The organism is Shinella agrisoli (genome assembly GCF_046557955.1).
Lineage (GTDB): Bacteria > Pseudomonadota > Alphaproteobacteria > Rhizobiales > Rhizobiaceae > Shinella.
Map to the genome: position 1 here is coordinate 220,757 of NZ_JBJIEP010000007.1, position 25,121 is coordinate 245,877.

The following is a 25,121-nucleotide window of genomic DNA, read 5'->3' on the forward strand; positions in this document are numbered from 1 at the left end:
TCCTGCGATCAGGCGGAATCACCGCCCAAAACGCGGCAGTTCTCCCAGAGATCGGCATCGACCTCGACCGAAACGCCGCCCTTCGCCCGCCCGGGAAGCCTGACGCCGGCAGCGTCATGGGCTGCGGCGAGCGCGCCGATGGCGTCGGGGAAGCGGCCCGCGGAGAAGTGCCCGGGATCGATGGCCAGCAGGAATTGCCCGACGCGCGGCGGTCCGCCCTCGTCGTTTCCGAACGCGCTCGCCTCGGTGCTGAGAGCCGAACCCGTCAGCGCGGCCGCGAGGATTTCGACGAGGAGCGCGATATTGGCGCCCTTTCGTCCGCCGGCGGGCAGCAGCGATCCTTCCAGTCCCGCAGCCGGGTCCGTCGTCGGCTGCCCCTGCCCGTCCTGGGCCCAACCGGCGGGAATCGCCTCGCCGCGATTGCGGCGGAGCACCATCTCCGTCTTCGTCACGGCACTCATGCTCTGGTCGACCACGACGGGAGGGTGTCCCTCCCGCGAGGGCACGGCGAATGCCAGCGGGTTCGTGCCGAAGAGCGCCTTCAGCGCGCCGGGCGGCGCGACCGAGGCCGGCGCGTTCGAGACGCAGAGACCGATCAGCCCGCGCGCAGCGAGCGGCTGGACGTGATGGGCAAGGGCAAGGCAATTGTAGGAATTGCGCACCGCCATCGCGCCGACGCCGGCCCGCCGTGCTGCTTCGATCAGCGCCGGCGTGCCGGCCGCGATCGCGGGATGGGCGAAACCGCAACGCGCATCGACGGTCACGGTCGCGCCGCGTGCGGTCACCGCGGGAGCGGCGTTTCCGTCGACCTTGCCGATCGCCAGATGACGGCAGAAGACCGGCAGGTAGAACAGGCCGCAGACGCGGTTGCCGTCGGCCTCGGCCTTCGCGATCGCCTGCGCCACGGGCCGCGCGTTGTCGGGGTGCGCGCCGTGCGCCGTCAGCGCCGACAGGCAAACGGTCTCGATCGCCTCGCGCGTTGTCTCGACCGTCGTCATCGGCGCGCCGCGTAGCGTCTTTCGCCTTCGGCCACGAGGTCGCCGGCGAGCCGGAAGCCGAGGCCCGGCTCCGTGAAGGCATCGAGCCAGCCGTTCTTCGGCGCGAGGTCCGGCGAGGAGACGATATCCTTCTCGACGAGCTGCCACATGATCTGGTTGCCGTCGTCGAGATTGGGAATGGCAAGTCCGATGTGGTGCTCGGCGCAGGTGGTGATGCCGGTGGTGAAGGACGAGTGGATGCAGATCTTCAGCCCGGCGGACTCGGCCACGGCAGCCGCCTTCATCATCGGCTGGATGCCGCCGATCTCGCGCGGGCCGATGCAGATCATGTCGGCCGCCCGCTGGCGGCAGATCTCGTAGACGTCGTAGAGCGTGAAGGCGGCCTGGTCCGCGACGATGGGGATGCCGACCTTCTCGCGCACATGCGCCATGGCGGGAATGCTCCAGCTGACCGTGGGCTGCTCGATGAACTCGATGTCGTATTTCTCCAGCTTGCGGCACATGTTGATCGCCTCGTGCACGCTCCAGCCCTCGTTGGCGTCGAGGCGCAGGCGGGCATCGCCGATCTCGCGGCGGACCGCGGCGGTGATTTCGATATCCAGCTTCTCGCCGCGGCCGACCTTGAGATAGAATACGCGCTCACCCTTGGCGTGGCCGGTGGCGGCGTCGCGCGCGAGCTCTTCGGCCGTCTCGCCCTGGAGGAAATAGAAGTAGCCGACCGCCTTGTGATGCGCACCGCCGAGCAGCCGGTGGACCGGAAGGCCGGCAAGCTTGCCCTGAAGGTCCCACATGGCCATGTCGATGCCGGAGAACATCTGATTGGCCGCGCGCATGATGTTGGCGCCGTGGCCGAGATATTCCTGATGGAAGATCCGTGCGATGAGCGGGGCCACGTCATGGGGCGAATGGCCGACGAGATGCCCGGCGAGGCGGTGGAGAATGGCCGCGGTGCCGGATTGATCGGGCGCGACCGTGCATTCGCCGATGCCGACCGTGCCGTCGTCCGCCTCGATCTCGATGAGGTTGACGGCGAAGGATTCGCGAATGCCGTAGGACCAGTGATACGGCTGCTTCAGCGGCAGCACCAGCGGGCGGACGCGGACGTCTGATATCTTGACCATTCTCGAAGTTCCTCGAAAGATGGCCGGCACCGGCCGGCCTTGCATCTGGCGCGCCCACCCGCCCTCCGGCAAGGCGGAAGGCGGGCGAGGCATTGGACGGGCGTGCGGCGCCCGCCTTACATGCCGAGCGTCTTCAGGTATCCGGCAGCGACGGTTTCGATCGTCTTCTTCTCCACGTCGACCTCGCTGTTGAGGCGCTGCATCGTCGCATCGTCGAGCTTCGTGGAGACCGCTTCGAGCGTTTCCCTGAGGTCCGGATGCGCATCGAGGACTTCCTTGCGCACGACGGGGGTCAGGGCATAGTTGGGGAAGAAGCCCTTGTCGTCCTTCAGCGTCTTGAGGCCCAGTGCGGCGATCTGGCCGTCGGTCGCCTGCGCGGCGATCGTATCGAGGTCTCCGTTGGCGAGCGCGTTATAGGCAAGGCCGAGGTCCATCGGCCGGACATTGGCACGGCCCGCCTCGAAGCCATAGACCTCCTGCAGCCCGATCAGGCCGTCCGGGCGCTTCGGGAACTCCGCGGTCGTGCCCATGAGGATTTCCTTGCCGTCATTGTAGGCCTTGGCGAGGTCGGAGATCGTCTCCATGCCCTCCGTCTTGGCGTTGCCCGGCTTGACGACATAGGCATAGGTGTTGTTCGCCTCGGACGGCGCCAGCCAGACGAGCCCTTTCTCGCCGTCCAGCTGCTTCACGCGCTCGTAGGTCTCCTCCGGGGAAAGTCGGTCCGTCACCTTGTTGAAGGTGATGAGCGACGTGCCCGTATATTCCCAGTAGAGATCGACCTCGCCGTTCTCCAGCGCGGCGCGGACGATCTTGGTGCCCATGCCGTCCTTCTTGTCGACCGTGTAGCCCTTGCTCTCAAGGAGCTGCTTGGTGATCTCGGCGATGATCAGCTGCTCGGTGAAGTTCTTGCCGCCGACGGTGATCGTCGCGGCCCAGCCGGCCGTCGCGACGAGCGCGATCGCCGCTGCCGACAGCAGGGTCTTTGCAAGCTTCGGTACGAATGTCATGGCAGTTCCTCTCTTCTCTTGTTGTTATCGTAACGGGTTTATGCCTCGCGGAATGAGGTGGTACTGGATCTGGCCGAAGACGAAATCGACCAGCACCGCGATCAGTGCCGTGGGAATGGCCCCGGCCATCATCATCGGGAGTTCGTCCAGCGCGATCCCGGTGAAGATCAGCTCGCCCAACCCGCCTGCGCCGATCAGGAAGACCAGCGGCGCGGAGCCGACGCAGATCGCAAGCGCCGTGCGTATCCCGCCGAAGATCACGAAGAGGGCGTTCGGCAGTTCCACGCGCCACAGCACCTGCCGCGGCGTCATGCCCATGCCGGTCGCCGCCTCGACAAGGTGGGGCGGGACCGCGCGCAGGCCGGCATAGGTGTTGCGAACGATCGGCAGGAGGGTGGCCGCCCACAGGCCGAAGACGGCGGGAACCGTGCCGATGCCGAGCACCGTCATGGACAGCGCGAGGATCGCGAGCGTCGGCACGGTGCTGCCGATGTTGAAGACCTGCATCACCGCTTCCGAGACGGAGCGGAAGGCGGGCCGAGAGAGCACGATGCCCACCGGAACAGCCACAAGGATCGCCAGGCCGCCGGCCCAGGCGACGAGCTCCAGGTGCTGCACGGCGAGATAGGAAATGTCGTCGGAATAGGCAAGAATCTCCTCCGCCATGCCGCTCGACCACAGCCAGGCGACGACCGCGGCCAGCACGGCGAGCACGATCACCGGCGCGATCGCGGCGCGGCGCTCCTGCGGTGCGGCCTGGACGGCGGGAGCGCTCATGGCTTTTCCCCATGGCCGAGATTGTGCACGATGGAGCGATAGCTCATCACGCCCGCCATCCTGCCGCCTTCGTCGACGCAGGCAAGCAGCGGCGTATCGTGCGCGAACATCAGCGACACCGCCTGCCGCAGGTCGCCCCCCACCGGCACCGAGCACCCTACCGGCTCCGCATGGTCGCCCACGGTGCCGGACCGACCCTGCGCCGCCTCCTCGCTGAGAAGGAGCTTCGGGCTGCCGTCGGCGGCAAGGACGAAGGCGCCGGCGCTGCGCGAGGCGCGCATGCGCTTGAGGGCGTGCTCGATCGGATCCGCGCATGCGACGGTGACGAAATCGGCTTCCATGGCATCGCGCACTGAAACGAGCCGGAGACGCTTGAGCGCACGATCGGAGCCGAGGAAGTCCTCGATGAAGCTGTTGGCGGGGCGCGCAAGCAGATCGTCGGGCGCGGCATACTGCTCCAGCCTGCCGCTGCGGAAGATCGCGATCCTGTCCGCCATCTTCACCGCCTCGTCGAGGTCGTGCGAGACGAAGATGATCGTCTTGCGGATCGTCCGCTGCATCTTCAGGAATTCTTCCTGGATCGCCTCCCGGTTGATCGGATCGATCGCCCCGAACGGCTCGTCCATCAGCATCACGGGCGGATCGGCCGCAAGAGCGCGCAGCACGCCGACGCGCTGCTGCTGGCCGCCGGAAAGCTCCTTCGGATAACGCTTGAGGAAGAGATCGGGCTGAAGGCCGACGAGTTCGAGCAGTTCCTTCGCACGGGCGCGCGACTTTCGGCGGTCCCAGCCGAGAAGGTCCGGCACGACGCAGATGTTCTCCTCGATCGTCTTGTTCGGGAACAGGCCGATCTGCTGGATGACGTAGCCGATCGAGCGCCGGAGCTCGATCGGGTCGACGGCGCTGGTGTCCTTGCCGTCGATGAAGACCTTGCCGCTGGTCGGCTGGATCAGCCGGTTGATCATCTTCATGGTCGTCGTCTTGCCGCAGCCCGACGGGCCGAGCAGCACGCAGATCTCGCCGGTCGGAAGGTCGAGGCTGACATTGTCGACGGCGACGAACGGATTGTGCGCCGGACCAAAATGCTTCGTCAGGTTCTCCAGCCGGATCATTGCGTGGCGTCCCCCTGAATGCCGCGTGAAGTCAGAAGGCGCTGCACGAGCGCCAGGAAGAGATCGGCGGCAATGGCAAGCAGAGAGACCGCAAGGGCGCCGGTGACGAGCTGGCGGGGATCGGACTGGCTGATGCCCCGCGAAATGAAGGTGCCGAGGCCGCCCGCGCCGATATAGGCCGCGATCGCCGTCACGCCGATGTTCATGACGACCGCCGTGCGCACACCCGCCATGATGACCGGTATCGCAAGCGGGATCTCGACCTGGCGCAGCCGCTGCCATGTGCTCATGCCCATGCCCTGCGCGGCCTCGCGCAGGGCCGGATCCACGTTCGTGATGGCGGTGTAGGTGTTCCGGATGATGGGCAGCTGCGAATAGAGGACGACGGCCACCACCGCCGGGACATAGCCGATGCCGTGGCCGAAGGGCGACAGCAGCGGGATCATCAGGCCGAACAGCGCGATGGAAGGAACGGTGATCATCATGGACGCGAGATAGAGGACGGTATCGGCCGTGCTCCGCGACTGCGTGATCGCAATCCCGATCGGCACCGCCGTCGCGACCGCGATTCCCACCGCGAGGAAGACGATCGAGATATGCTCGATCGCCCGCGCGCCGATGATGTCCAGATTGTCGATGATGAACCGGACGATCTCCATTCGTTGCGGTCCGCCTTTCTTTGTCTAGAGTTCTCCATAAAGCCTGGCGGCGTTCTCGAACGTGAAGCGAAGGGGAACGGATCCTTCGACCCGCCACGCGTCGACTGTCCCGCCCTCCATCAGGGCGCATGCGGACGGCGTGTCGACGACCGCGCCTCCGTAGAGCCGGTTCGCAAGGTTCAGGATCCCCGTCTGGTGCATCGCGAGACCGCCGCTTCCGCAGGCGTCCTTGACGAGCAGCACGCGCAGGCCGAGATTTATCGCGTCCTTGACGGACGCATCGACACAGGCCTCCGTCCATACGCCCGAAACCACGAGCCATTCCACGCCCGCATCGCGCAGTTCCCCGATCAGCGGGCTTCTGCCGAAGGCGCTCGCCTCGTTCTTGACGAGCAGCCGCTCCGCGGCTTCGGGCGCGACCTCGGGACAGATCGCCGTCAGCGGATCGTCCTTGTCGCTGAAGGCCGAGCGCCCGTCCGGCCCGACCGGATGGAAGGGGCGGGCGTGGTCGGCAAGATCGACGATATAGGCACAGTGGACGACGGGGATGCCGTTGCGGCGCGCCGCCGCCTGAAGGCGCGCCGCATTGCGCAGGACGGCATCGTACCCTTCGACGAGGTAGCGCTCGTCGTGGCGATGCTCCTCCTGGAGATCGATGAAAAGGGCGGCAGTCTTCGCACGCTCGATCCGCAACGGTTTCCGCATCAAGCCTCCCTGCCCAGGAATTCGTTCTCGTCAGGAAAGCACGACAAAGGCTTCGTGATGATGATCTCTCGGCTATCCCTCATCTGCGCCTCCTTTCACGGTTCGCCCGCACCGATCTCCGCGCGGCGCCGGACGATATAGGCGTCCAGTTCCTCGCGGATGGCGGGATCGAGCACCGGCTCCTCGTATTCGCGCAGCGCCTGCTGCCAGATTTCGGTCGCGCGCTCCAGCGCGTCGCGCCCGCCGGCCTCCTGCCAGCTTCCGTAGTTCTGCCAGTTGGAAAGCATCGGCTGGTAGAAGGCCGTCTCATAGCGCGCCATCGTGTGCTCGGAGCCGAAGAAATGCCCGCCGGCCGGCACCGACCTGATGGCCTCGAAACCGAGGTCGTCCTCGGAAAAGGGCATGGGCTCCAGAAAGCCGATCATGTTCTGCAGGATCTCGACGTCGAGCACGAGTTTCTCGTAGGAGGCGGTGAGCCCTCCCTCCAGCCAGCCAGCCGCGTGGTAGATGAGATTGGCGCCGCCAAGCACCGCGCCCCAGGTCGCCATCTCCGTCTCGTAGGCCGCCTGCAGGTCGACCACGTTGGAAGCATTGGCGTTGGAGGTGCGATAGGGAAGCCGGTAGCGGCGCGCGAGCTGGCCCGCGACGATGTTCGCCTTGGCGTTTTCCGGCGTGCCGAAGGCCGGTGCGCCCGAGCGCATGTCGACATTCGAGGTGAAGGCGCCGTACATGACCGGCGTTCCCGGGTTGACGAGCTGGGCGAGCACCACGCCGAACAGCGCCTCGGCATTCTGCTGGCAGAGCGCGGCGGCGAGCGTCACCGGCGTCATGGCGCCCATGAGCGTGAACGGCGTGATCGTCACCGGCTGTCCGTGCTCGGCCATCGCGATCAGCCCGTCGGCCATGGCATCGTCGAAGAGGCGCGGCGAATTGACCGAGATGATCGTAATGACGCCCGGAGATTGCCGCATCTCTTCGACGCTGATGCCGCGCGAGATCGCCATCATGTTGATCCCGTCGACGGCGCGGCCGCGGCCGATGGCGGTGCAGTGGAAGCACAGGTCGCTGAGCGTGACGTTCGCGTTGTAGGTATCGAGGTGGCGCGAGTTGGCCGGAAGCTCGATCGGCGCGCAGACCTGGTTGCCGAGGATGTGGATCGCGTTGAAGTACTGGGCGAGCCGCGTGAAGTTCCGATAGTCGGACATGTTGCCCTGGCGCCGGCCGTTGATGCGGTCGTGCACGTTCGGCGGGCCGGCGACGAGGCCGAAGGCCATCGTGTTGCCGCCGATCGTCAGGCGTTTTTCCGGGTTGCGGCTGGTGAGCGTGAAGGACGACGGCGTGGTGGCGAGCGCCGCCTCGACGATGGATTCATCGATGCGGATCGTCAGGGTCTCCCGGTCGACGATGGCACCGGCCTTTTCGAACAGGGCCATCGCCTTTTCGCTCATCACGCGGATGCCGATATCGGCAAGGATGCGCATGGAATTGCGGTGCAGCGCCTCCAGCCGCTCCTCGTCGAGCAGCTGCATCGGCGGATAGGTGTTGACCACCTCCTGCCAGGGCAGCTGCGAAATGCCGCCGCCGCCTCGACCCGCGCGCGATCGCCGTCCGCCGGTGCGTCTGTCACTCATCGAAAACTGCCTTTCGTGCGATTGCATCCGATCCGCGGCATCAGCCAGCCGGGCGCGATGCATGCATCTTTTATGTTCCGCCTCACTGAAACTATGTCCAATACCGCACTTGTCTTCACACGATAAGTTCGGCGGCAATGGCCAAGAAAAACGAGGTCATGGAGCGCTGGCATCTTGCGCGTTACGGAATGGGCGGATTAGCCTTGGGCAAAAGGGGAACCGTCCATGAAGCCGCCACCGCCATTGAACTACATCCGCTCCTTCGAGTGCTCCGCCCGGCATCTGAGCTTCACGGAAGCGGCCAACGAGCTCGGCTATACCCAGGCCGCCATCAGCAACCACGTGCGCGCGCTCGAACAGTATCTTGGCCGCCAGCTCTTCATCCGCTATCCGCGCAGCCTCAAGCTGACGGAGATGGGCGAGGCCTTCCTGCCCACGCTGCGCCAGGCGCTGACGCAGATCGATTTCGCCACGGAAGCCGTGCTGGCATCGGCGCGCAACAAGACCGTCGTCATCTCCTGCCCGACCAGCCTTGCGGAGAACTGGCTGGCGCGATGCGTCGCCGGCTTCAGCCGGAAGCATCCGGACGTGGAGATCCTGCTGCACGGCACCATCTGGGAGGATTCGACCGAGCAGATCGCCGACATCCTGATCTCCATCCGCCGCTTCGACAACATGCCGGCAAACGGCTTGCAGCTATGGAACGACCGGCTCGTGCTGCTGTGCGCCCCGCAGCTCGTCAACGGCCAGAACGCGATCACGACGCCGCAGGACGTGCTGAACGCCAAATGGATCGCCGTGCACGGCCGGCAGGAATTCTGGCAGGACATGGCGGATGCGCTCGGCATCGACGCGTCCGCAAACGACAAGAGGCTTTCCACCAACTCCACCAACATCGCGCTCGAAATGGCGGCAAGCGGCGCCGGCTGCATCGTGACGACGCAGTCGCTTGCGCAGATCTACATGGACCGCGGCCTGCTGGTGGAACCGTTCACGACGCGCGCCAAAAGCGCATGGAACTACTATCTTTCCGAGGGACAGGCTTCCCGGGGGGCGACGGTCGCGAAGGTGCGCGACTGGATCTTCGCCGAAGCGCAAAAGGTCGCCGGCTGACCCCGGCAGCAAAGGCCCATTTCAGGCTAACGGAACCGCGTCCGGCAACAAACGAAAATTGCGGGATCAATGACCTCGTTTTATTTGTCCATCCGACGCCGATTTCCCGTTCCCGCCGGCTTTTGGAAGACCCCGCCCATCCCTAGACTCGGACCTGCCGCCGGGCTTTCCGGCGAAAGAGGTCATCGGTTCAGGGCTGGAATTTCATGCGCTCCCACACTCAAGCGGTCGTCATTGGCGGCGGTCTCATCGGCTGTTCCATTCTCTACCATCTCACCAAGCTCGGCTGGACCGACGTCATGCTTCTGGAGCGCAGCGAATTGACGTCGGGCTCGACCTGGCATGCGGCGGCGAACATCCACGGCCTGCACGACTCCACCAATATCAGCCTGCTGCAGCACTACACGATGGCGCTCTACAAGGAGCTGGAAGTGGAGACCGGCCAGGGCTGCGGCATCTTCCAGCCGGGCTCCCTCTATCTCGCGCAGACCCAGGCACGCGAGCACCAGCTGCGTCTCCAGGAGGCCAAGGCGCGCCGCTACGGGATGAACTTCCACGAGATCGGCCGCGACGAGGCCGAGCGCCTGCATCCCCTCGTCAATTTCGACGGCGTCCGCTGCATCATGTACGAGCCGGACGGCGGCAATGTCGATCCTTCGGGCGTGACCATGGCCTACGCCGCGGGCGCGCGCCAGCGCGGCGCCGAAATCCACCGCTTCACGCCCGTCACGGGTACCGAGGCGCAGCCGGACGGCAGCTGGATCGTGCGCACGCCGAAGGGCGACATCCGCACGCGGTGGATCGTCAACGCGGCCGGGCTGTGGGGGCGCGAGGTGGCAGCGATGGCGGGGTTGGACCTTCCATTGATCCCGACCGAGCACCAGTATTTCGTGACCGAGACGATCCTGGAGATCGCCGCGCTCGACCGGCGGCTTCCGTCCGTCGCCGACCGGGACGGCGAATATTACCTGCGCCAGGAGGGCCTCGGTCTCCTCATCGGCGCCTATGAGCGCGACATGCGGTTCTGGGCGGAGGAGGGCACGCCCCTCGGCTTCGGCCACGAACTCTTCCCCGACGATCTCGAACGCATCGAGGAGAACATGATGCGCGCGATCGATCGCGTGCCGGTCGTCGGCACGGCGGGCATCAAGCGCGTGATCAACGGGCCGATGATCTGGTCGCCGGACAGCGCCGTGCTCTTCGGCCCGGTGCCGGAGCTCAGCAACTATTTCTGCTGCAACGGCATCATCCCCGGCTTCTCGCAGTCGGGCGGCATGGGCAAGCTGGCCGCGGAATGGATGATCGAGGGCGAACCCTCGCTCGACATGTTCGGCTGGGACATGGCGCGCTTCGGTCATTGGGCGGACAAGGCCTTTACCAGGGCGCGTGTGCGGGACCAGTACAGCCATCGCTTCAAGATCCATTTTCCCAACGAGGAACGGGCGGCGGGCCGCCCCGTCCGCACCCGCCCGGCCTATGAGATGCAGAAGGCGATGGGCGCCGTCTTCGGCCTCAACTTCGGCTGGGAGCATCCGCTCTGGTTCTCCGCAGAAGGCGAGCCGAAGGAGGAGACGGCCGGCTTCACGCGCCAGAACTGGTGGGCGCCGGTCGGCCGCGAGGCGCGCATGCTGCGCGAGAACGCCGGCATCATCGACATCTCCAACTTCGCCAAATATGCGGTGAAGGGTCCCGGCGCCGCCGATTGGCTGAACGCGCTCTTCGCCAACCGGATGCCGAACGAGGCCGGCCGGTCCTGCCTGACGCCGCTCATCGGCAAGCGCGGCGGGATCGCCGGCGATTTCACCGTGACGAAGCTCGGCGAGGACGAGTTCATGATCTTCGGCTCCGGCATGGCGGAGCGCTACCACCAGCGCTTCTTCAAGGCCGTGCCGCTGCCCGAGGGCGTCACTTTCACCTCGATGACCGAACGCCTCTGCGCCTTCAACGTCGCCGGCCCGAGATCGCGCGAGCTCCTGGCGCGCCTGACGAACGAGAACCTGTCCAACGAGAGCTTCCCTTTCATGCGCTCGCGCAGGATGAGCGTTGCCGGCGTCGATGTCATCGCGCTGCGCGTCTCCTTCACCGGCGATCTCGGGTGGGAGCTTTATTGCAGTGCCGACCGCCAGGTCGCGCTCTACGGCGCCCTGCTCGAAGCCGGTAGGGATCTCGGCGCAGGTCCCGTCGGCGCGCGTGCCCTCGCCTCCTTGCGTATCGAAAAGGGCTACGGCAGCTGGAGCCGGGAATATTCGCCGGAATACTGGCCGCAGGAATGCGGTCTCGACCGCTTGATCAAGACCGAGAAAGGCCCCTTCCTGAACAAGGAAGCCTACGAGAAGATTGCCGGGATACGTCCGAGGCAGACGCTCGCCATGATATCGATCGACGCCCGGGACGCGGACGCGACCGGCGGCGAACCGATCTTCCTCAAGGACGGCACGCCGGCCGGCCAGGTCTCCTCCGGCGCCTACGGCTATAGCGTGGGCATGTCGCTCGCCCTCTGCTACATCAAAGCGGACATGGCGAGGCCGGGAGACAAGGTGAACGTCGCCATCCTCGGCCGTCCGCATGAAGCCACGATCCTCGAACATGCCCCCTTTGATCCGGAAGGAAAAAGGCTGAGGCTCTCCTGAGCGCCTTGCGGGCGCGGAGGAAGGATCTGGAGGGTAGAAACGCGAAAGCCCCGTTGGGGTTCCAACGGGGCCTGTTCGATGAGGCTGGTTGCGGGGGCATCAGCCATACTGGAGGATATAACAGATAAATTTCAATTAATTACCATAAATAGCCAGCCCAAAATACCAACAAAAATACCAACATCACATTCTCGTGAAAAATAACTAATAGCAAGCAACAGATAGTCCCCGACCAAATGGGCTTCAATGACTATGGAGCGGGTAGCGAGACTGATATCCGGGCGCTAACGTTTTGGCCGAATAGCATTCTTCCAGTTTCCGATTTGCCACATTCTTCGCCAAGGTCCACCGGCTTCGCAGCTATTTGCCCACCGCAACGTTTCGAGCATATCACGCACGGCACCCCCATACATCAAGGCGCTTTGCGTACTTCTCGAAGTGTCCGGATGGCATCGATATGTTCCGGTCCGATGCCGCAGCAGCCGCCGACGACGCAGGCGCCGTCGCCGAGCCAGCTCTCGATCCATTTCAAGTAGTTTGCCGGGTCGAGATCAGCGCGAATGTCGGAAATGCCGGCATAGGGCGTATCGGACGGCGGCTCCGGCGCAAAGGCGTTGGCATAGACCCCGATCGCTGCGGATGCTCCGGCCTCGTTCACCGTCCGGCGGGCGATACGCACGGCCTCCCCCATCACCTCCGGCTGGCTGCAATTGAAGAAGACGCCGCCTGCTCCTGCGGCGAGCGTCTTGCGCACGGCCTCGTCCACCGGCTCGCCGGAGCGCAGCTCGGCTGGTCCCGTGCGGCCGTCCTCATCCTTCAGCGTATAGGAGACAAAGACCGGCTTGCCGTCGCCGATCACGGCCGAAAGCGCCGTCAGGCCTTCCGCAGTCGAACTCTGCGTCTCGATCAGCCACAGGTCGACATGTGGCCGCAGGCCGGCGACGAGACTTGCGATGATGCGCGGCGCGCCGTCCGCATGAAACCGTTCCGGCCGATAGCTCTCGAACGGCGGAGGCAGCGAGCCTGCAACCAGCACGCGGCGGCCCGCGGCATCGGCGACCGCGCGCGCAAGGCGGCCGGCGCGATCGGCGAGAGCGCGGCCCTCGGCGGCAAAGCGCTTCTCGCCCAGCATGTGGGGCACGAGGCCGTAGGAATTGGTGGTGATGATGTCAGCGCCGCTATCGACATAGGCCTGGTGCGCCTGCGTGACGTAGTCCGGCGCCTCGATCAGCGAGAGCGCGGACCATTCCGGCAGGCGGAAGGGCGCGCCGAGCCTTTCGAGCAGACGGCCCATACCGCCGTCGAGAATGGTGAAGGACGGGTGGTTCAGCGTCATTTTGCTCCTCCCTGCCGGTCAGCGGCGAAAGCGCGACCGAAATGCCGTTCGAGGCGATTCTGCACGATCTCGAGGCCGATCGACAGGAACCAGTAGATCGCCGCTGCCGTCAGCAGCATTTCCATATAATGATAAGTGGCCCGGCCGTAGGATTGCGCCAGAAAATTCAGTTCCCAAAGACCCATGATGGAGACGAGGGAGGAATCTTTCAGCATCGAAATGAAATGCCCGCCGGCCGGCGGAATGATGATGCGCATCGCCTGCGGCGCGATGATCTTGAAGGCGATGACGCCGCGCCCCAGCCCGAGCGCCATCGCCGCCTCCCCCTGCCCGCGTGGCACGGAGAGGATGCCCGCCCGGATCGTCTCGGCTAGATAGGCGCCATAGTTCAGCGAGAGCGCAAGGATACCGGACGCAAGTCCCGACAGGACCACGCCGAACTGCGGCAGCGCGAGATAGATGATCAGGACCTGCACGAGCAGCGGCGTGCCGCGGAAGAACGACGCATAGAAGGTCGCGACACCGAAGGCCAGCGCATTGGACGACAGCCGGCCGAGCGCCGTCAGGATCGCCACTACCAGCGAAACGGCCATGGAGATGACCGTGATCAGCAGGGTGAGCGCCACACCCTGGATGAAACCGTCAGGCGCGAGACGGAGCCCCAGCATGAAGGGCAGCTTCTGCCCGATCAGGCCGAAATCCAGGCCGAGATTGTAGAAAAGAAGAAGGAGCAACGTCAGCAGCGCCAGCCAGGTCAGCTGGACGCGCAGCCGAAAGCCCGCCGGCCCGGTCCGGAAAAGCCGCAACCGGGAACCGGCGGATTGCCGCAAGGCGGGAAGGCGGACGTCAGAATGCATATTTGGTGATATCGACCTTGAACCACTTCTCCGAGATCTTCGCGAGCGTGCCGTCATTCTTGAGCTCGGTGATCACCCGCTTGATCTCGGCGTCCCATTCCGGATCGCCCTTGTCGGTGACGACGGCATTCGGCTCGGCAAAGAGGGGCTCGCCGGCAAGCTTCAGCTTGCCCGTCGCGTCGATCTGGCCCTGCGCCGTACCGAGCGAGGCGACGATGGCGTCGAGACGCACACCCGCGCCGAGCGCGAGGTTCTGGAAATTGACGGTTTCATCGTTCGGCACCGCCTGCACCTCGCCGAACGGAAAGGTGATCGTGGCCTGGCCGGGGATCGTGAAGTTCCTGTTGACATAGGCTTCATAGGAGGACCCCGTGCCGACGCCGACCTTCTTGCCCGTCAGGTCCGCCGCGGACCTGATCGCCTGCTCGTCCTTGTGGACGACCAGGACCGCGGGAACGCTGTAGTAATTCACCGGAAAATTGACGACCTTCGCCCGTTCCTCCGTCGGCGTGGAGGAGGTGATGGCGATATCCCAGCGGCCCGCCCACCGGCCGCCGATGATCGTCTCCCAACCGGGTGTCTCGAGGCGCAGCTTCACGCCGAGCCTTTCGGCGAAGGCCCTGGCGACGTCGACGTCGAACCCGTCCAGTTCGTTCTTGTCGTTGATGAAGGCGAAAGGCGGGTAGTCGTTGACAATGGCGTTGACGACCTCGCCCTTCTCCTTGACGCGGTCGAGCACTTCCCCGGACAGGGCAGGCGTGGCGAGATAGGCAAATGCCAGGACCGCGGCGACGGCGGTCTTGAACGGTTTCGACATGGTTGGCCTCCAGCTATCAGGATGGCCAAGCCTATCGCGGCGCGCGCCGCGCAAGTAGATTATTAATTCTATAATAATTATGTATTTTAAGATTCTTTGCGGAATGCGGCCGGACTCCAGGATCGAAGTCGCGCAACGATAGCGGCGTACGCAATGTCTGCTTTCCTGTTTGATATCCGGCCTGGCCGCTCCTTGCCGGCACCGAAGCTGGGTCGCGGACTAAATTGCGGTTCAGGTGATCTGATCGAGAACACCTCTTTCAACTCGCGCCGACAATCCGGCCGGCGCAAGGGTTGGCAGCCAATCCGTTTCATAGGCGGTTAAATCTACTCGATGCTGTCCGCGTCGCGGGCCAGGGCGGCAAGTTTGACCTGCACCAGCAGCGACAGCTCGTCATAGACGGTCCACTCGTCGACTATCCTGCCGTCCTTGTAGTGGTAGTGGGTTATGCCCATGACCTGGAGGCGCGCGCCGGTCGGCTCGCCGAGCTCCTGCAAGATGCCATAGCCGAGGTGATGGCCTTCCATCAGCCAGCGTACCGCGACCTTCGTGCCACCTTCCTCGCAGGGGTTGGAGCAGATGTGCTGTACGGTGAAGCACGCATCCGGGATCGAGCCGATCAGGCCAAGATGCTGGTGGGTGACGGCGGCCACACCGTAAAGCTCCTTCATCAGCGGCCCGTGATACTGGCAGGTTGGTGCATAGACATCCTTGATACGGCCGAACATGCGTCCGTTGAACATGGTGTGCAGCCAGCGCAAAGTATGTGCCTCGATGTCGTTATGGGCGATCGAGACGTCGGCTTCGGCTTCCGGAGGATACTGGCCAAGCAGGCGGCGGTTCTCGCCGATATCGAGCGAGACGAGCCCCTTGTCGAAGGACGATCTGGCGAGTTTGCCGGCGAAGGCGTGCGGATCGAGGCCTAGCTGCTTGATGATCGCCATCGTATCAGCCACCACCCACTCGCGATAGATCTTGTTGCGATGGATCATGCAGTCGGCGATCGTGCGCGAGACGAAGGTGCGCCCCGTCGGGGGACCGTAGTGACCGAACTGCGTGTGCCGGCCGGAACCGGTGACGAGATGCGAGGTATAGAACCCCTCGACGTCGTTGCCGCGCCACAGAACCTGGGTCGCCATGCCGCGTCTCTCAGGCAGCGAGACGAGGCGCTGGATCGTGTCACGCACTACGTCCTCGCGGTTGTAGATCGTGCCGAGGGTGCCATAGAGCACACAGTTGTGAGTGTAGTGCGAATAGATCAGGCCGATGTCGCGCTCGTCCCAGATCCTGTGAGTGCAACGCACGATGTAGTCGACGATGTCGGTGTAGATCTCGTCGAACCCCTCCAGCGACTGGCTGCGCGGGCGGTCGGCAGGCGCAAGCTCGGTATAGTCGCGGCGCTCGACCTGCAACACCTGTTCCACCGGTTCCTTACGCTGGCTTTGCACCGCGGATTTGGAACCCTTGGCGTCGTCCTCGCTCATGACATGTCCTTTCGTTCAATCTTTCGGGTTTACGATAAGGCAAGCCAGCGTCCGAGATGGAGCGCCATGGCCTGCGGATTTTCCAGCGGCGAGAAATGCCCCGCATCCGCGATGAGGTGAAGTCTTGCGTCGGGAATGCCGGCTGCGATCTCGCACTGCGCCTCGAACGGGCAGACCTGCTCCTCGACGCCTGCCAGCACCAGCGTCGGCTGCGTGATAGCGGCAAGTCGAGGCCGGCTGTCTTTTCGATGGATGGCCATCTCTGCCTGCTGCGCCAGCCGCTCCGGTCCACAATCTCGCGCCATGGCGAGGATCGTGTCGCGCAGCGCTGCGTTATCGACATTGACCGACGCCACCAGTCGCGGCCAGGTATCGAGGATGAAGCCATCCATGCCGTTTGTCCGCGCATCGGCGACCGCCTTGCGCCGAACCGCGGCATTGGTCGGCGTATCGGGCCGCGCCGTCGTATCGATCAAGGCGAGCCTGCCGATCCGATGCGGCTGGCGGGCGACCATTTCCAGCGCGCAGATGCCGCCCAGTGAAAAGCCGGCGAGGAAGAAATAGGGCGGCGCGGCGGCAAGGATGGTTTCCGCCAGGTCAGGCATCGTCTCGACACCGCCCATTTCGCCGATCAGCACCGGATAGTCGCCGAGCCTTTCTATCAACGGCACAAAGACCCTGCGGTCGCAGGCCGTTCCCGGCAGGAGCAGGAGCGGGGGGCGCGGGTCGTTCGGCATGGCGTTGGCGGTCATCGTCAGGCGTCCCAAGGGATTTCGCACGCTGCAAGCACCCTCTCCACCTGCCCGAAAACCGGGACAGAATGAGATTGTGACGCCGTGTTGGAAAAAAGACTGGCAGATTTTGAATACGTATGCAATAGGTTTGTGCTCGATCATTTCGAACGCCCGGGATGCGTTCTACCGGCAGAACCGCTTTGGTTCCGCCGACGGGAAAGGTGTGCCGGACCATCAAGCTCAGTGGAGAGATACGCCATGATCATGAAGCACGCGCCGATGAAGGGCGTCCAATACGTGAAGGCGCCCGAACGCAACTCGATCGACGACAGCACGTCGGTGGAGGCATTGGTTGCGCAGATCATCGCCGATGTGCGCGAACGGGGCGATGCCGCCGTAAGCGACTATTCAATGAAATTTGACAAGGCCAAGCTCGCCGCCTTCGAGGTGACGCCGGAGGAACGCGAGGCGGCGCTTGCCGAACTCGACCCGCAGACCCGCGCCGACACGGAATTCGCCATCGGCAATGTCCGCAAATTCGCCGAGGCGCAGCTTGCCACCATACTCCCGCTCGAGATCGAGCTTCGGCCCGGCCTGCATCTGGGCCACAGGGTGATCCCGATCGAGCGCGTCGGTTGTTATGTGCCGGGCGGGCGATATCCGTTGCTTTCCGCGCCGATCATGACCATCGTGCCGGCGAAGGTCGCCGGCTGCGACGAGGTGATCGCCTGCCTGCCGCCGAATGCGCACCGGGCGATGATCGCCGGCTGCCACCTGTCCGGCGCCGACCGTATCTTCCGCATCGGCGGAGCCCAGGCGATCGCCGCAATGGCCTATGGGACCGAGACCGTGCCGGCGGTGAACAAGATCGTCGGCCCTGGCAACGCCTTCGTCAACGAAGCAAAACGCCAGGTTTTCGGCCCCGTCGGCATCGACCAGCTTGCCGGGCCTTCGGAAATCTTCATCGTGGCCGACAAGACCGGCGATGCCGTGATGATCGCCACCGACCTGCTCGCACAGGCAGAACACGACGTACGCACCCGCGTGGGTCTCATCACCACGGACCGCGCGCTCGCCCAGGCCACGCTTGCGGAAGTCGAGCTTCAGTTGCAGGATCTTTCGACCGCCGCCGTCGCCGGACAGGCTTGGCGCGATTATGGCGAGATCGTCCTGTGTGACGACGAGGCGGCCATGATCGCCTATTCCGACCATATCGCCGCCGAACATCTTCAGGTCCACACACTGGACCCGCAGGCCACGGCGAAGAAGCTGCGTAACTACGGCTCGTTGTTCATCGGCGAGCTCGCCAGCGTCGTCTATTCCGACAAGTGCTGCGGCACCAACCATACTCTGCCGACCATGGGGGCGGGGCGCTATACAGGCGGACTCTGGGTCGGTGCCTACGTCAAAATAGCCACCCACCAGTGGCTGGACGAGCGCGGCGTTGCCGCTGTCGCCCCGCCCGCTGCCCGCCAGAGCGCCAGCGAAAGCCTGGAAGGCCATCGCCGCGCGGCACAGCTCCGGCTCGACCGGCTGCAGAAATTTTCGGCTTGAGTTTTGCGCTCCCCGCAACGGCGGGCAGTTCCATTCCATACGCGAAGTCATCCTCGGCCTTCGGCCGAGGAGCCATATCGGGGCGGATATCCGCCGTCAGGGTCGTGGCGGCTTTGAAGCCGCAAAGTCGCTTGCCTGCTCATAGGCATGGCCGATCTGACAAACCGTCGCCTCGTCCCCTGCCTTGCCGACGAGTTGAAGGCCGAGCGGCAGGCCGTCTGCAAAGCCGCAGGGCACCGAGAGTGCCGGATGGCCCGTGACGTTGAAGGCGATGGTGCGCATCGGCGTCCACCTCGCCGCATCTCCGGCAAAATCGGCGAAGGGAATCGCCGGTGTCAGCGTCGTCGCCGTCAGGATCGCATCGATGTGGGAGAAGACTGCGCGATCCAGCCAGGCCCTCAGACGCGCTGCGGCTTGGCGGGCGCGGGCAAGATCGTCCGGTGTCAGGCAGAGGCCGGAAACGATGTTCTGGAAGACCTTGCGGCTGTAGCGCTCGCCCGAGGCGGCCAGCTGACGTCGATGGACCTCGAAGGCTTCCGCATGGATGATGACCGCGCCGATCGCCTCGAAATCCGCGACGTCCGGCAGTGTCACCTCCTCGATCCGCGCTCCGAGCAACGATAGTTGAGACGCGGCCCCGTCGATAGCGTCGAGCAGCGCCGGCAGGGTTTGCGGATCACCGGCAAACCAGTCGCGGGCATAACCGATGCGCAGCCCGGCCAGCGGCATGCCGATGCGCGACGTAGCCGGCGCATGTGGAGCTGGATCGGCGATGGCATCGAAGGTGACAGCCGCCTCGGCGACGGAGGCACTGACAAGGCCCACATGATCGAGGCTTGGCGACAGCGGAAAGGCGCCGCGCGCCGAAATGCGGTCATAGGTCGGCTTGAAGCCGACGGCACCGCAATAGGCGGCCGGGCTGCGAACGGAACCGCCTGTATCCGAGCCGATCGTCGTGCGAACCAGCCCGCCGGCCACCGCCGCGGCCGAGCCAGACGACGAGCCGCCGGTGGCACAGCCGACATTCCAGGGATTCGCGGCGGGCGGAAACGCCCGGTCGAAGACCGGCCCGACCATTGCGAATTCGTAGGTTTCGAGCTTGCCGAGCAGCACTGCGCCAGCGGCCCTCAGCCGGCTCACCACCTCGGCATCCTCGGCCGCAATATGGCCGGCATATAGGTCCGAACCATAGGTCGTTGGCATGTCCGCCGTGTCGAAGAGATCCTTCACCGCTACGGGTATGCCATGCAGCAGGCCGAGATCCTCGCCACTCGCCAGCGCGGCATCTGCCCGAGCGGCCGCAACAAGCGCGCTTTCGGCAGCGACGTGCAGGAAGGCGTGGTAGGCGCCGTCCCGCTCCGCGATGCGCTCGAGATGCGCCTCCGTCAGCGCCACGGAGGTCAGGCTTGCATTGCGAAGCCGCGCCGCTGCCTCGGGGATCGTCAGGTCGGCGGCATTCTCCGTCATTCCGGTTCTTTCGGCTCTTCGATCTTCGCGATCCTGTCCAGCCGCCGCGCCGCCTCATCAAGATGCTGCGCATCGGCCAGCACGAATTCCTCGCGCTCGGCAGCGATTGTGATGCCGCAGGCGCGCGCCTGTTCACGAATGGCGGCAAGGGTCGGACGTGCTTCAGCCTGTGTCATCATATGCTCCCGTCAGGTCCGGGCCGCCTCGAACAGGTCCCAAGCTGCTTCGAACTTTGCGAGATCGAAGCCCGGTTGTCGAGCGGGTTCCAGGATAAGCTTTTCGGTGGCCCGTAGTTTTTCGATCGACGTCGCAAGCATGGAAATCATCGCCGCCGGTACGACGACGGCGCCGTGGCGGTCCGCGTGCACGAGATCGCCTGACGCCACCGTCAGGCCGAAGACCGTGACGGGCACGTCGATCGCCTCGACATGCACGAAGGCATGGCTCGGGCCGATCGAGCCGGCGATTATCGGAAAATTATCCGGCAGGTCACCGAGGTCACGCATCACGCCGTTGGTCAGCACACCGGAAAGGCCGAACCCGCGATGCACCGTCGCGTTGATCTCGCCCCAGAAGGCGCCGACGCAATGGGGGAAATCGGTATCCTCGATGACGGCGAGCGAAGGTGACGGGCCGCCCGCCATGTAGCGGTAGTAATCCATGCGACGCGCGCGGATGACGGCCGGGCTCTCCGCCGGAGGGGCTGCGGCTGCGATCTTCGCCGTGCGCGCGTAGCCGACGATCGCCGGGCCTGCGGGCACCGAGCTGAGCACCGTGCCGCGGGTGAACGCGTTGAAGCCGCGCTTGCCCTCGGCCACCTCGATAGCATTGCAGACGGTAGGCGTGTCGACCGCGCGCAGCAGGGCAAGAAGTGTGTCGTCCAAGGTCTGTCCTCCGAAATCTGCTGGGAAAGGAGCGGCATCGCTGCCGCCCCCGCGTGGGCGCCTTCGCGCGACCACTTCTTCAGGGTCACCCCCGCCAGGTCAGGCCGGCCTTGTCGCCGGTGGCGACGACGCGGTAGAGGCTCGCCTCGCCGGTCATCGAAGGCGCGAGGCTGTGCGGAAGGCCGGGAGGAACCGCGCAGGTATCGCCCGGCGCCAACACGGATTCACCGCCCTCCCAGCAAAGCTTCCAATGGCCGCGCATGACCATCAGCACTTCGTGACGCTCGTTCACATACGCCTCTTCCGGGATCGAACCGCGGGTGAGCAGCTCGACCTCGAAACCCGGCTTGTCGCGTAGAAGGGCATTCTCGCCGATCACCCGGGCCGGCGCCTTCTGCGCCAGCGCCATCAGGTCCCAGTAGCGGGCAACATAGTCGCGCACGACCTCGCTTACCGGCGTCTCCGGGAAAGCCTTCAGTTCCTCATCCGTCAGAAGCGGCATCGGCTTGATGCCCTCCGGCAGCGCCTGGCCTTTCTTGGTGTCATAGAGCTTGCCGTTCTCACCGAGCACCAAGCCATGGTCCTTGGCGTCCTCGATCACCTGCGGCGCCCAGATGACGCCGCCGCCGGCATCGTCGCCGCCGAGTATGGCCATGATCATCCCGTAATCCGTGCCGATATTCTCGAAGCCGCGGAAAATGCCGGTCGGGATATTGAAGATGTCGCCCTCTTCCAGCACCACTTCACCGGCATTGCCCCAGCGGCCCCAGAAGAAGCGCCACCGGCCCTTGAGGACGAAGAAAACTTCGGCCGTGCGGTGCGAGTGCAACGAGTTGCGGCATTTGGGCGGCTGACCAGCCGCCCCGATGTTGAAGCCGGGCGTATCCTTGATATGGACATGCTGGTCGGGACTTTCCGAAACCCCGCCGCCAATGATGGTGAAGTTCTCCTTGCTGTTCGAGCCCGGCGTGTGGGCGTCGATGAAGGCAGTGCGACAGGGCTTCAATTCGCCGTAGCGAACGATGCGTTTTTCCATTTCCGTCTGGGAGATATGCATTTTTCAACCTTTCATACGTATGCAAAATGGTTTCGGACAAGTTTCACCCCCCCCCCCCCGCGTGGGAGCGGCAATTAGCGTATCTTTTCTGTCGGAGCCTTCTGAGCAGTCGAGCCGCGCAGGACGAGTTCGCCGTCGAGGACGACGCGGCGCGCGGCGCTCTCGCCGTCCTTGATGCTCTGCATGAGGGTCGCCACCGTCTCCGCGACCATGTCGTCGACGTTCTGGCGGAACGTCGTCAAATTGTAGGCCGGCCAGCGTGCCGGCGGCACATCGTCGAAGCCGACGACCGAAACGTCTTCGGGAATGCGAAGCCCGAGCTCGAAGCGCAGCACGTCCATCACGGCAAACGCCATGTGGTCGTTGCAGACGAAGACGGCATCGGGGTAATCCGCCCGGGCGAACATGCGGCGCGCGGCCGCCTGCGCCTCCTCATAGCGGAAATTGCCGACCTCGCGCGCAAACAACGAAAGCCCCGCCTCGGCCAGCCCTTCGCAAAACCCCTGTTCGCGGTCTCGCTGCGTCGAAGCACCCTCGAACCCGGCGATATAGCCGCAGCGGGTGTGACCGAGAGAGACCAGGAGCTTGGCAAGCGCATGGCCGCCGGCACGGTTGTCGGAGGTGACGGCGGACAGCCGCACGTCGTCTTGCAAGCGGTTGAACAGCACGATAGGCACGCCCGAGGCATGGCAGCGGGCGGCAAGCTCCGACGACATGTTGGCCGAGGCGAGGACGATGCCATCCACTTGGTAGTCGAGGATCTCCTGCGTGATCTGGTCGACGCTTTCCGACGCGATCGAGGAGATGAAGACCAGCACGTGATAGCCCTGATCCTGCAGCGCTCTCGACAGGCGCTCGACGACTTCCGGATAGAAATAGTTTTCGAGGTAGGCGACGACGAGGCCGATGATACGGCTGCGGCCGGTGATGAGCGAGCGGGCGAGCACGTTCGGCCGGTAGCCGAGTTTTTCCGCCGCCGCGCGGATCTTTTCCGCCGTCTTCTTGGAAACGGACGTTCCCGGTGTGAAATAGCGCGAGACGGCCGATTGGCTCACCCCCGCAAAGCGCGCGACATCGTTCGATGTGACCTTCTCGTTTGCCATCAGTCCGCTGTCCACCCCCCATCAACCATCAGCGCCGTTCCCGTCACCATCGCCGCGGCATCGCTGGCAAGATAGGTGACGGCGGCCATAATGTCTTCCACGCGACCGATGCGCCCGAGCTTGATTTTCTGCGTTATCCACTGCACTCGTTCCGGATTGGAGAACGTCTGCTCGGTGAGCGGCGTGCGGATGAAGGTGGGGCAGACCGTGTTGACCCGGATGCCCTTCGGCCCCCATTCGATCGCCATCGACTTGGTGAAACCCTCGACGGCGTGTTTGGTGGCGGCGTAGACAGCTCGGTCGATGCCACCGACATGGGCCATCTGCGAGGAAACGTTGATCAGCGAGCCCGGTTCGCCCGCCGCGATCAACCGCTTCGCCACGGCACGGGTGAGGAAGTAGGCGCCGCGTACGTTGAGATCGAAGACGGCGTCGAAATCGATGGGAGTCGTCGCCACGGCCGGGCCATGGCGAGCGATGCCCGCACTGTTGACCAGCACATGGAAAGGTTCTTGTGTAGCCACCGCCGCCTCTGTCGCCTCCACGTCGGCGACATCCATCACCAGGGCCTCCGCGGAACCCCCCCCGGCGCAGACCGACGCCACCGCCTCGTTGAGTCTTTCCGCCGAGCGAGCCGAAAGCACGACATGCGCGCCCGCCTCTGCGAGGGCAACCGCGCAGCCGAAGCCGATGCCGGACGATGCCCCGGCCACCAGCGCGCGTTTGCCGTCGAGGCGAAAGGAGGGCGTGCGTGGCTTTTCCATCACGCGGCCGCTCCACCATAGGGGATGTTGCGGCCGCCATAACGGCGCACGCGCACATTGGCCTGCTCGGCATGGCCGACGAAGCCTTCGAGCAGGCACAGCCGCGAGCAATAGGCGCCGACTTCGGCCGCCGCCGCGTCGGTCATCACCTTCTGGTAGGAATGGGTCTTCAGGAACTTTCCGACCCAGAGACCGCCCGTGTAGCGTCCCGCTTTCTTGGTCGGCAACGTATGGTTTGTCCCGATCACCTTGTCGCCGTTGGCGACATTCGTGCGGGGGCCGAGAAACAGCGCGCCATAGGAATGCATGTTTTCCAGGAACCAGTCGTCGCGGTCGGTCATCACCTGGACGTGCTCGGAGGCGATGTCGTTGGCGACATCCAGCATCTCCTCATAGGTGTCGCAGACGATGACCTCGCCATAGTCGCGCCATGAGGCGCTTGCGGTTTCCGTCGTCGGCAGGATCGAGAGGAGCCGGTCGATCTCCGCCAGGGTGGCGGCTGCGAGCTTGTGCGAGTTGGTCAACAGCACCGCCGGCGAATTGTAACCGTGCTCGGCCTGCCCTAGAAGATCCGTCGCACACATTTCAGCGTCCACCGTCTCGTCGGCGATCACCATCGTCTCGGTCGGACCGGCGAAGAGGTCGATGCCGACGCGGCCGTAGAGCTGGCGTTTGGCTTCCGCCACGAAGGCGTTGCCGGGGCCGACCAGCATGTCGACCGGCTTGATCGTCTCGGTGCCGAGCGCCATGGCACCGACCGCCTGCATTCCGCCGAGCACGTAGATTTCGTGCGCACCGGCCTTATGCATGGCGGCGACGATCGCCGGATGCGGCTCACCCTTCTGGGGCGGGGCCGAGGCAACGATGCGCGGCACGCCCGCGACCGACGCCGTCAGCACCGACATATGGGCGGATGCCACCATCGGGAACTTGCCGCCGGGTACATAGCAACCAACCGACTGCACCGGAATGTTGCGGTGGCCAAGGATCACGCCAGGCATGGTCTCCACCTCGATATCGGTCATCGAGGCACGCTGCGCCTCGGCGAAGCGGCGGATCTGCGTCTGGGCGAAGTCGATGTCGGCCATGTCGCGCGCCGATACCTTGGCGATCGCCGCCTCGATCTCGGACGGGGTGAGCCGGAAGGACGGCGGGGAGAACTTGTCGAACTTTTCCGAAAGCTCGCGCACGGCCGCATCACCGCGCGTCTCGATGTCTTTCAGCGTCGCCTCGACCACGGCACGAACCTTGGCATCGTCCTCCGAGCGTTGCGCCTCGGGTTTGCCGCGTTTGAGATAGGTAACGGTCATA

At 64.8% G+C, this 25,121-nt stretch carries 23 protein-coding genes; 3 read left to right on the top strand and 20 right to left on the bottom strand.

The genetic code is table 11. The annotated features are described in order from the left end of the window. Positions 1-8 precede the first annotated feature (8 nt). The 8 genes from ACIIOY_RS09965 to ACIIOY_RS10000 all read right to left on the bottom strand — a co-directional run bounded on the left by ACIIOY_RS09965 (position 9) and on the right by ACIIOY_RS10000 (position 8,010). On the bottom strand, positions 9-998 hold the full coding sequence (locus tag ACIIOY_RS09965; protein ID WP_411034496.1) for an Ldh family oxidoreductase: 990 nt from the start codon (positions 996-998) through the stop codon (positions 9-11). Continuing rightward, positions 995-2,119, bottom strand: a complete 1,125-nt coding sequence (locus ACIIOY_RS09970; RefSeq protein WP_411034497.1) for a mandelate racemase/muconate lactonizing enzyme family protein — start codon at positions 2,117-2,119, stop codon at positions 995-997. The genes ACIIOY_RS09965 and ACIIOY_RS09970 overlap by 4 nt, the downstream gene beginning before the upstream one ends. Before the next feature lie 116 nt (positions 2,120-2,235). Further along, a complete protein-coding gene (locus ACIIOY_RS09975; RefSeq protein WP_411034498.1) occupies positions 2,236-3,126 on the bottom strand; it encodes a glycine betaine ABC transporter substrate-binding protein in 891 nt (296 codons plus the stop codon). A 24-nt stretch (positions 3,127-3,150) separates the two neighbouring features. After that, positions 3,151-3,903 (bottom strand): ABC transporter permease, encoded by a 753-nt coding sequence (locus tag ACIIOY_RS09980; RefSeq protein WP_411034499.1) that lies wholly within the window; start codon positions 3,901-3,903, stop codon positions 3,151-3,153. Beyond that, positions 3,900-5,015 carry an ABC transporter ATP-binding protein gene (locus ACIIOY_RS09985; protein ID WP_411034500.1) on the bottom strand — a complete coding sequence of 372 codons (1,116 nt, stop codon included), beginning with the start codon at positions 5,013-5,015 and terminating at the stop codon, positions 3,900-3,902. Before ACIIOY_RS09985 ends, ACIIOY_RS09980 begins: the two co-directional genes overlap by 4 nt. Next, complete coding sequence (locus tag ACIIOY_RS09990; RefSeq protein WP_411034501.1) at positions 5,012-5,674, bottom strand: ABC transporter permease; 663 nt, start codon at positions 5,672-5,674, stop codon at positions 5,012-5,014. The genes ACIIOY_RS09985 and ACIIOY_RS09990 overlap by 4 nt, the downstream gene beginning before the upstream one ends. Before the next feature lie 24 nt (positions 5,675-5,698). Then, a complete protein-coding gene (locus ACIIOY_RS09995; RefSeq protein ID WP_411034502.1) occupies positions 5,699-6,379 on the bottom strand; it encodes an isochorismatase family protein in 681 nt (226 codons plus the stop codon). 95 nt (positions 6,380-6,474) lie between these two features. Then, on the bottom strand, positions 6,475-8,010 hold the full coding sequence (locus tag ACIIOY_RS10000) for a trimethylamine methyltransferase family protein (protein WP_411034503.1): 1,536 nt from the start codon (positions 8,008-8,010) through the stop codon (positions 6,475-6,477). A gap of 225 nt (positions 8,011-8,235) precedes the next feature. Here ACIIOY_RS10000 and ACIIOY_RS10005 point away from each other — a divergent pair, with 225 nt between their 5' ends. Together ACIIOY_RS10005 and ACIIOY_RS10010 are read left to right on the top strand one after the other, a co-directional pair. Next, a complete protein-coding gene (locus ACIIOY_RS10005; RefSeq protein ID WP_411034504.1) occupies positions 8,236-9,123 on the top strand; it encodes a LysR substrate-binding domain-containing protein in 888 nt (295 codons plus the stop codon). Between the two features lie 206 nt (positions 9,124-9,329). Continuing rightward, positions 9,330-11,753 (top strand): GcvT family protein, encoded by a 2,424-nt coding sequence (locus ACIIOY_RS10010; RefSeq protein ID WP_411034505.1) that lies wholly within the window; start codon positions 9,330-9,332, stop codon positions 11,751-11,753. Between the two features lie 412 nt (positions 11,754-12,165). Here ACIIOY_RS10010 and ACIIOY_RS10015 read toward each other — a convergent pair whose 3' ends face one another. The 5 genes from ACIIOY_RS10015 to ACIIOY_RS10035 form a co-directional block, all read right to left on the bottom strand. Then, the gene (locus ACIIOY_RS10015; protein WP_411034506.1) at positions 12,166-13,089 is read right to left on the bottom strand and encodes a homocysteine S-methyltransferase family protein; all 924 of its coding nucleotides are present in this window, start codon (positions 13,087-13,089) and stop codon (positions 12,166-12,168) included. Next, positions 13,086-13,895: an amino acid ABC transporter permease gene (locus tag ACIIOY_RS10020; protein ID WP_411034507.1), complete on the bottom strand. Its 810-nt coding sequence runs from the start codon at positions 13,893-13,895 to the stop codon at positions 13,086-13,088. Before ACIIOY_RS10020 ends, ACIIOY_RS10015 begins: the two co-directional genes overlap by 4 nt. A 40-nt stretch (positions 13,896-13,935) precedes the next feature. After that, on the bottom strand, positions 13,936-14,763 hold the full coding sequence (locus tag ACIIOY_RS10025) for a transporter substrate-binding domain-containing protein (protein ID WP_411034508.1): 828 nt from the start codon (positions 14,761-14,763) through the stop codon (positions 13,936-13,938). Positions 14,764-15,089: 326 nt separating this feature from the next. Beyond that, positions 15,090-16,247: a nuclear transport factor 2 family protein gene (locus ACIIOY_RS10030; RefSeq protein WP_411034509.1), complete on the bottom strand. Its 1,158-nt coding sequence runs from the start codon at positions 16,245-16,247 to the stop codon at positions 15,090-15,092. Positions 16,248-16,276: 29 nt separating this feature from the next. Next, complete coding sequence (locus tag ACIIOY_RS10035) at positions 16,277-17,143, bottom strand: alpha/beta fold hydrolase (RefSeq protein ID WP_411034510.1); 867 nt, start codon at positions 17,141-17,143, stop codon at positions 16,277-16,279. 117 nt (positions 17,144-17,260) lie between these two features. On the opposite strand from ACIIOY_RS10035, the gene hisD (ACIIOY_RS10040) reads away from it, so the two are divergent. Beyond that, the gene (gene hisD / locus ACIIOY_RS10040; RefSeq protein ID WP_411034536.1) at positions 17,261-18,535 is read left to right on the top strand and encodes a histidinol dehydrogenase; all 1,275 of its coding nucleotides are present in this window, start codon (positions 17,261-17,263) and stop codon (positions 18,533-18,535) included. Between the two features lie 96 nt (positions 18,536-18,631). Here the strand turns inward: hisD (ACIIOY_RS10040) and ACIIOY_RS10045 are convergent, their stop codons facing one another. The 7 genes from ACIIOY_RS10045 to hisD (ACIIOY_RS10075) form a co-directional block, all read right to left on the bottom strand. After that, positions 18,632-20,002, bottom strand: coding sequence for an amidase (locus ACIIOY_RS10045; protein ID WP_411034511.1), 1,371 nt, complete (start codon positions 20,000-20,002; stop codon positions 18,632-18,634). Then, on the bottom strand, positions 19,999-20,178 hold the full coding sequence (locus tag ACIIOY_RS10050; protein ID WP_411034512.1) for a hypothetical protein: 180 nt from the start codon (positions 20,176-20,178) through the stop codon (positions 19,999-20,001). The genes ACIIOY_RS10045 and ACIIOY_RS10050 overlap by 4 nt, the downstream gene beginning before the upstream one ends. A gap of 12 nt (positions 20,179-20,190) precedes the next feature. Beyond that, complete coding sequence (locus ACIIOY_RS10055; RefSeq protein WP_411034513.1) at positions 20,191-20,886, bottom strand: RraA family protein; 696 nt, start codon at positions 20,884-20,886, stop codon at positions 20,191-20,193. Positions 20,887-20,971: 85 nt separating this feature from the next. Beyond that, on the bottom strand, positions 20,972-21,943 hold the full coding sequence (locus ACIIOY_RS10060; RefSeq protein WP_411034514.1) for a cupin domain-containing protein: 972 nt from the start codon (positions 21,941-21,943) through the stop codon (positions 20,972-20,974). Between the two features lie 74 nt (positions 21,944-22,017). Next, positions 22,018-23,046, bottom strand: a complete 1,029-nt coding sequence (locus ACIIOY_RS10065; protein ID WP_411034515.1) for a LacI family DNA-binding transcriptional regulator — start codon at positions 23,044-23,046, stop codon at positions 22,018-22,020. Continuing rightward, on the bottom strand, positions 23,046-23,810 hold the full coding sequence (locus ACIIOY_RS10070; protein ID WP_411034516.1) for an SDR family NAD(P)-dependent oxidoreductase: 765 nt from the start codon (positions 23,808-23,810) through the stop codon (positions 23,046-23,048). The genes ACIIOY_RS10065 and ACIIOY_RS10070 overlap by 1 nt, the downstream gene beginning before the upstream one ends. Beyond that, on the bottom strand, positions 23,810-25,120 hold the full coding sequence (gene hisD / locus ACIIOY_RS10075; protein ID WP_411034517.1) for a histidinol dehydrogenase: 1,311 nt from the start codon (positions 25,118-25,120) through the stop codon (positions 23,810-23,812). The genes ACIIOY_RS10070 and hisD (ACIIOY_RS10075) overlap by 1 nt, the downstream gene beginning before the upstream one ends. Between the last annotated feature and the right edge of the window lies 1 nt (position 25,121).

Bases quoted from the DNA above. Each gene is read 5' to 3' on its own strand.
- ACIIOY_RS09965 (WP_411034496.1), bottom strand. From the start codon at position 998: ATGACGACGGTCGAGACAACGCGCGAGGCGATCGAGACCGTTTGCCTG.
- ACIIOY_RS09970 (WP_411034497.1), bottom strand. From the start codon at position 2,119: ATGGTCAAGATATCAGACGTCCGCGTCCGCCCGCTGGTGCTGCCGCTG.
- ACIIOY_RS09975 (WP_411034498.1), bottom strand. From the start codon at position 3,126: ATGACATTCGTACCGAAGCTTGCAAAGACCCTGCTGTCGGCAGCGGCG.
- ACIIOY_RS09980 (WP_411034499.1), bottom strand. From the start codon at position 3,903: ATGAGCGCTCCCGCCGTCCAGGCCGCACCGCAGGAGCGCCGCGCCGCG.
- ACIIOY_RS09985 (WP_411034500.1), bottom strand. From the start codon at position 5,015: ATGATCCGGCTGGAGAACCTGACGAAGCATTTTGGTCCGGCGCACAAT.
- ACIIOY_RS09990 (WP_411034501.1), bottom strand. From the start codon at position 5,674: ATGGAGATCGTCCGGTTCATCATCGACAATCTGGACATCATCGGCGCG.
- ACIIOY_RS09995 (WP_411034502.1), bottom strand. From the start codon at position 6,379: ATGCGGAAACCGTTGCGGATCGAGCGTGCGAAGACTGCCGCCCTTTTC.
- ACIIOY_RS10000 (WP_411034503.1), bottom strand. From the start codon at position 8,010: ATGAGTGACAGACGCACCGGCGGACGGCGATCGCGCGCGGGTCGAGGC.
- ACIIOY_RS10005 (WP_411034504.1), top strand. From the start codon at position 8,236: ATGAAGCCGCCACCGCCATTGAACTACATCCGCTCCTTCGAGTGCTCC.
- ACIIOY_RS10010 (WP_411034505.1), top strand. From the start codon at position 9,330: ATGCGCTCCCACACTCAAGCGGTCGTCATTGGCGGCGGTCTCATCGGC.
- ACIIOY_RS10015 (WP_411034506.1), bottom strand. From the start codon at position 13,089: ATGACGCTGAACCACCCGTCCTTCACCATTCTCGACGGCGGTATGGGC.
- ACIIOY_RS10025 (WP_411034508.1), bottom strand. From the start codon at position 14,763: ATGTCGAAACCGTTCAAGACCGCCGTCGCCGCGGTCCTGGCATTTGCC.
- ACIIOY_RS10030 (WP_411034509.1), bottom strand. From the start codon at position 16,247: ATGAGCGAGGACGACGCCAAGGGTTCCAAATCCGCGGTGCAAAGCCAG.
- ACIIOY_RS10035 (WP_411034510.1), bottom strand. From the start codon at position 17,143: ATGATCGAGCACAAACCTATTGCATACGTATTCAAAATCTGCCAGTCT.
- hisD (WP_411034536.1), top strand. From the start codon at position 17,261: ATGAAGGGCGTCCAATACGTGAAGGCGCCCGAACGCAACTCGATCGAC.
- ACIIOY_RS10045 (WP_411034511.1), bottom strand. From the start codon at position 20,002: ATGACGGAGAATGCCGCCGACCTGACGATCCCCGAGGCAGCGGCGCGG.
- ACIIOY_RS10050 (WP_411034512.1), bottom strand. From the start codon at position 20,178: ATGACACAGGCTGAAGCACGTCCGACCCTTGCCGCCATTCGTGAACAG.
- ACIIOY_RS10060 (WP_411034514.1), bottom strand. From the start codon at position 21,943: ATGCATATCTCCCAGACGGAAATGGAAAAACGCATCGTTCGCTACGGC.
- ACIIOY_RS10065 (WP_411034515.1), bottom strand. From the start codon at position 23,046: ATGGCAAACGAGAAGGTCACATCGAACGATGTCGCGCGCTTTGCGGGG.
- ACIIOY_RS10070 (WP_411034516.1), bottom strand. From the start codon at position 23,810: ATGGAAAAGCCACGCACGCCCTCCTTTCGCCTCGACGGCAAACGCGCG.
- hisD (WP_411034517.1), bottom strand. From the start codon at position 25,120: ATGACCGTTACCTATCTCAAACGCGGCAAACCCGAGGCGCAACGCTCG.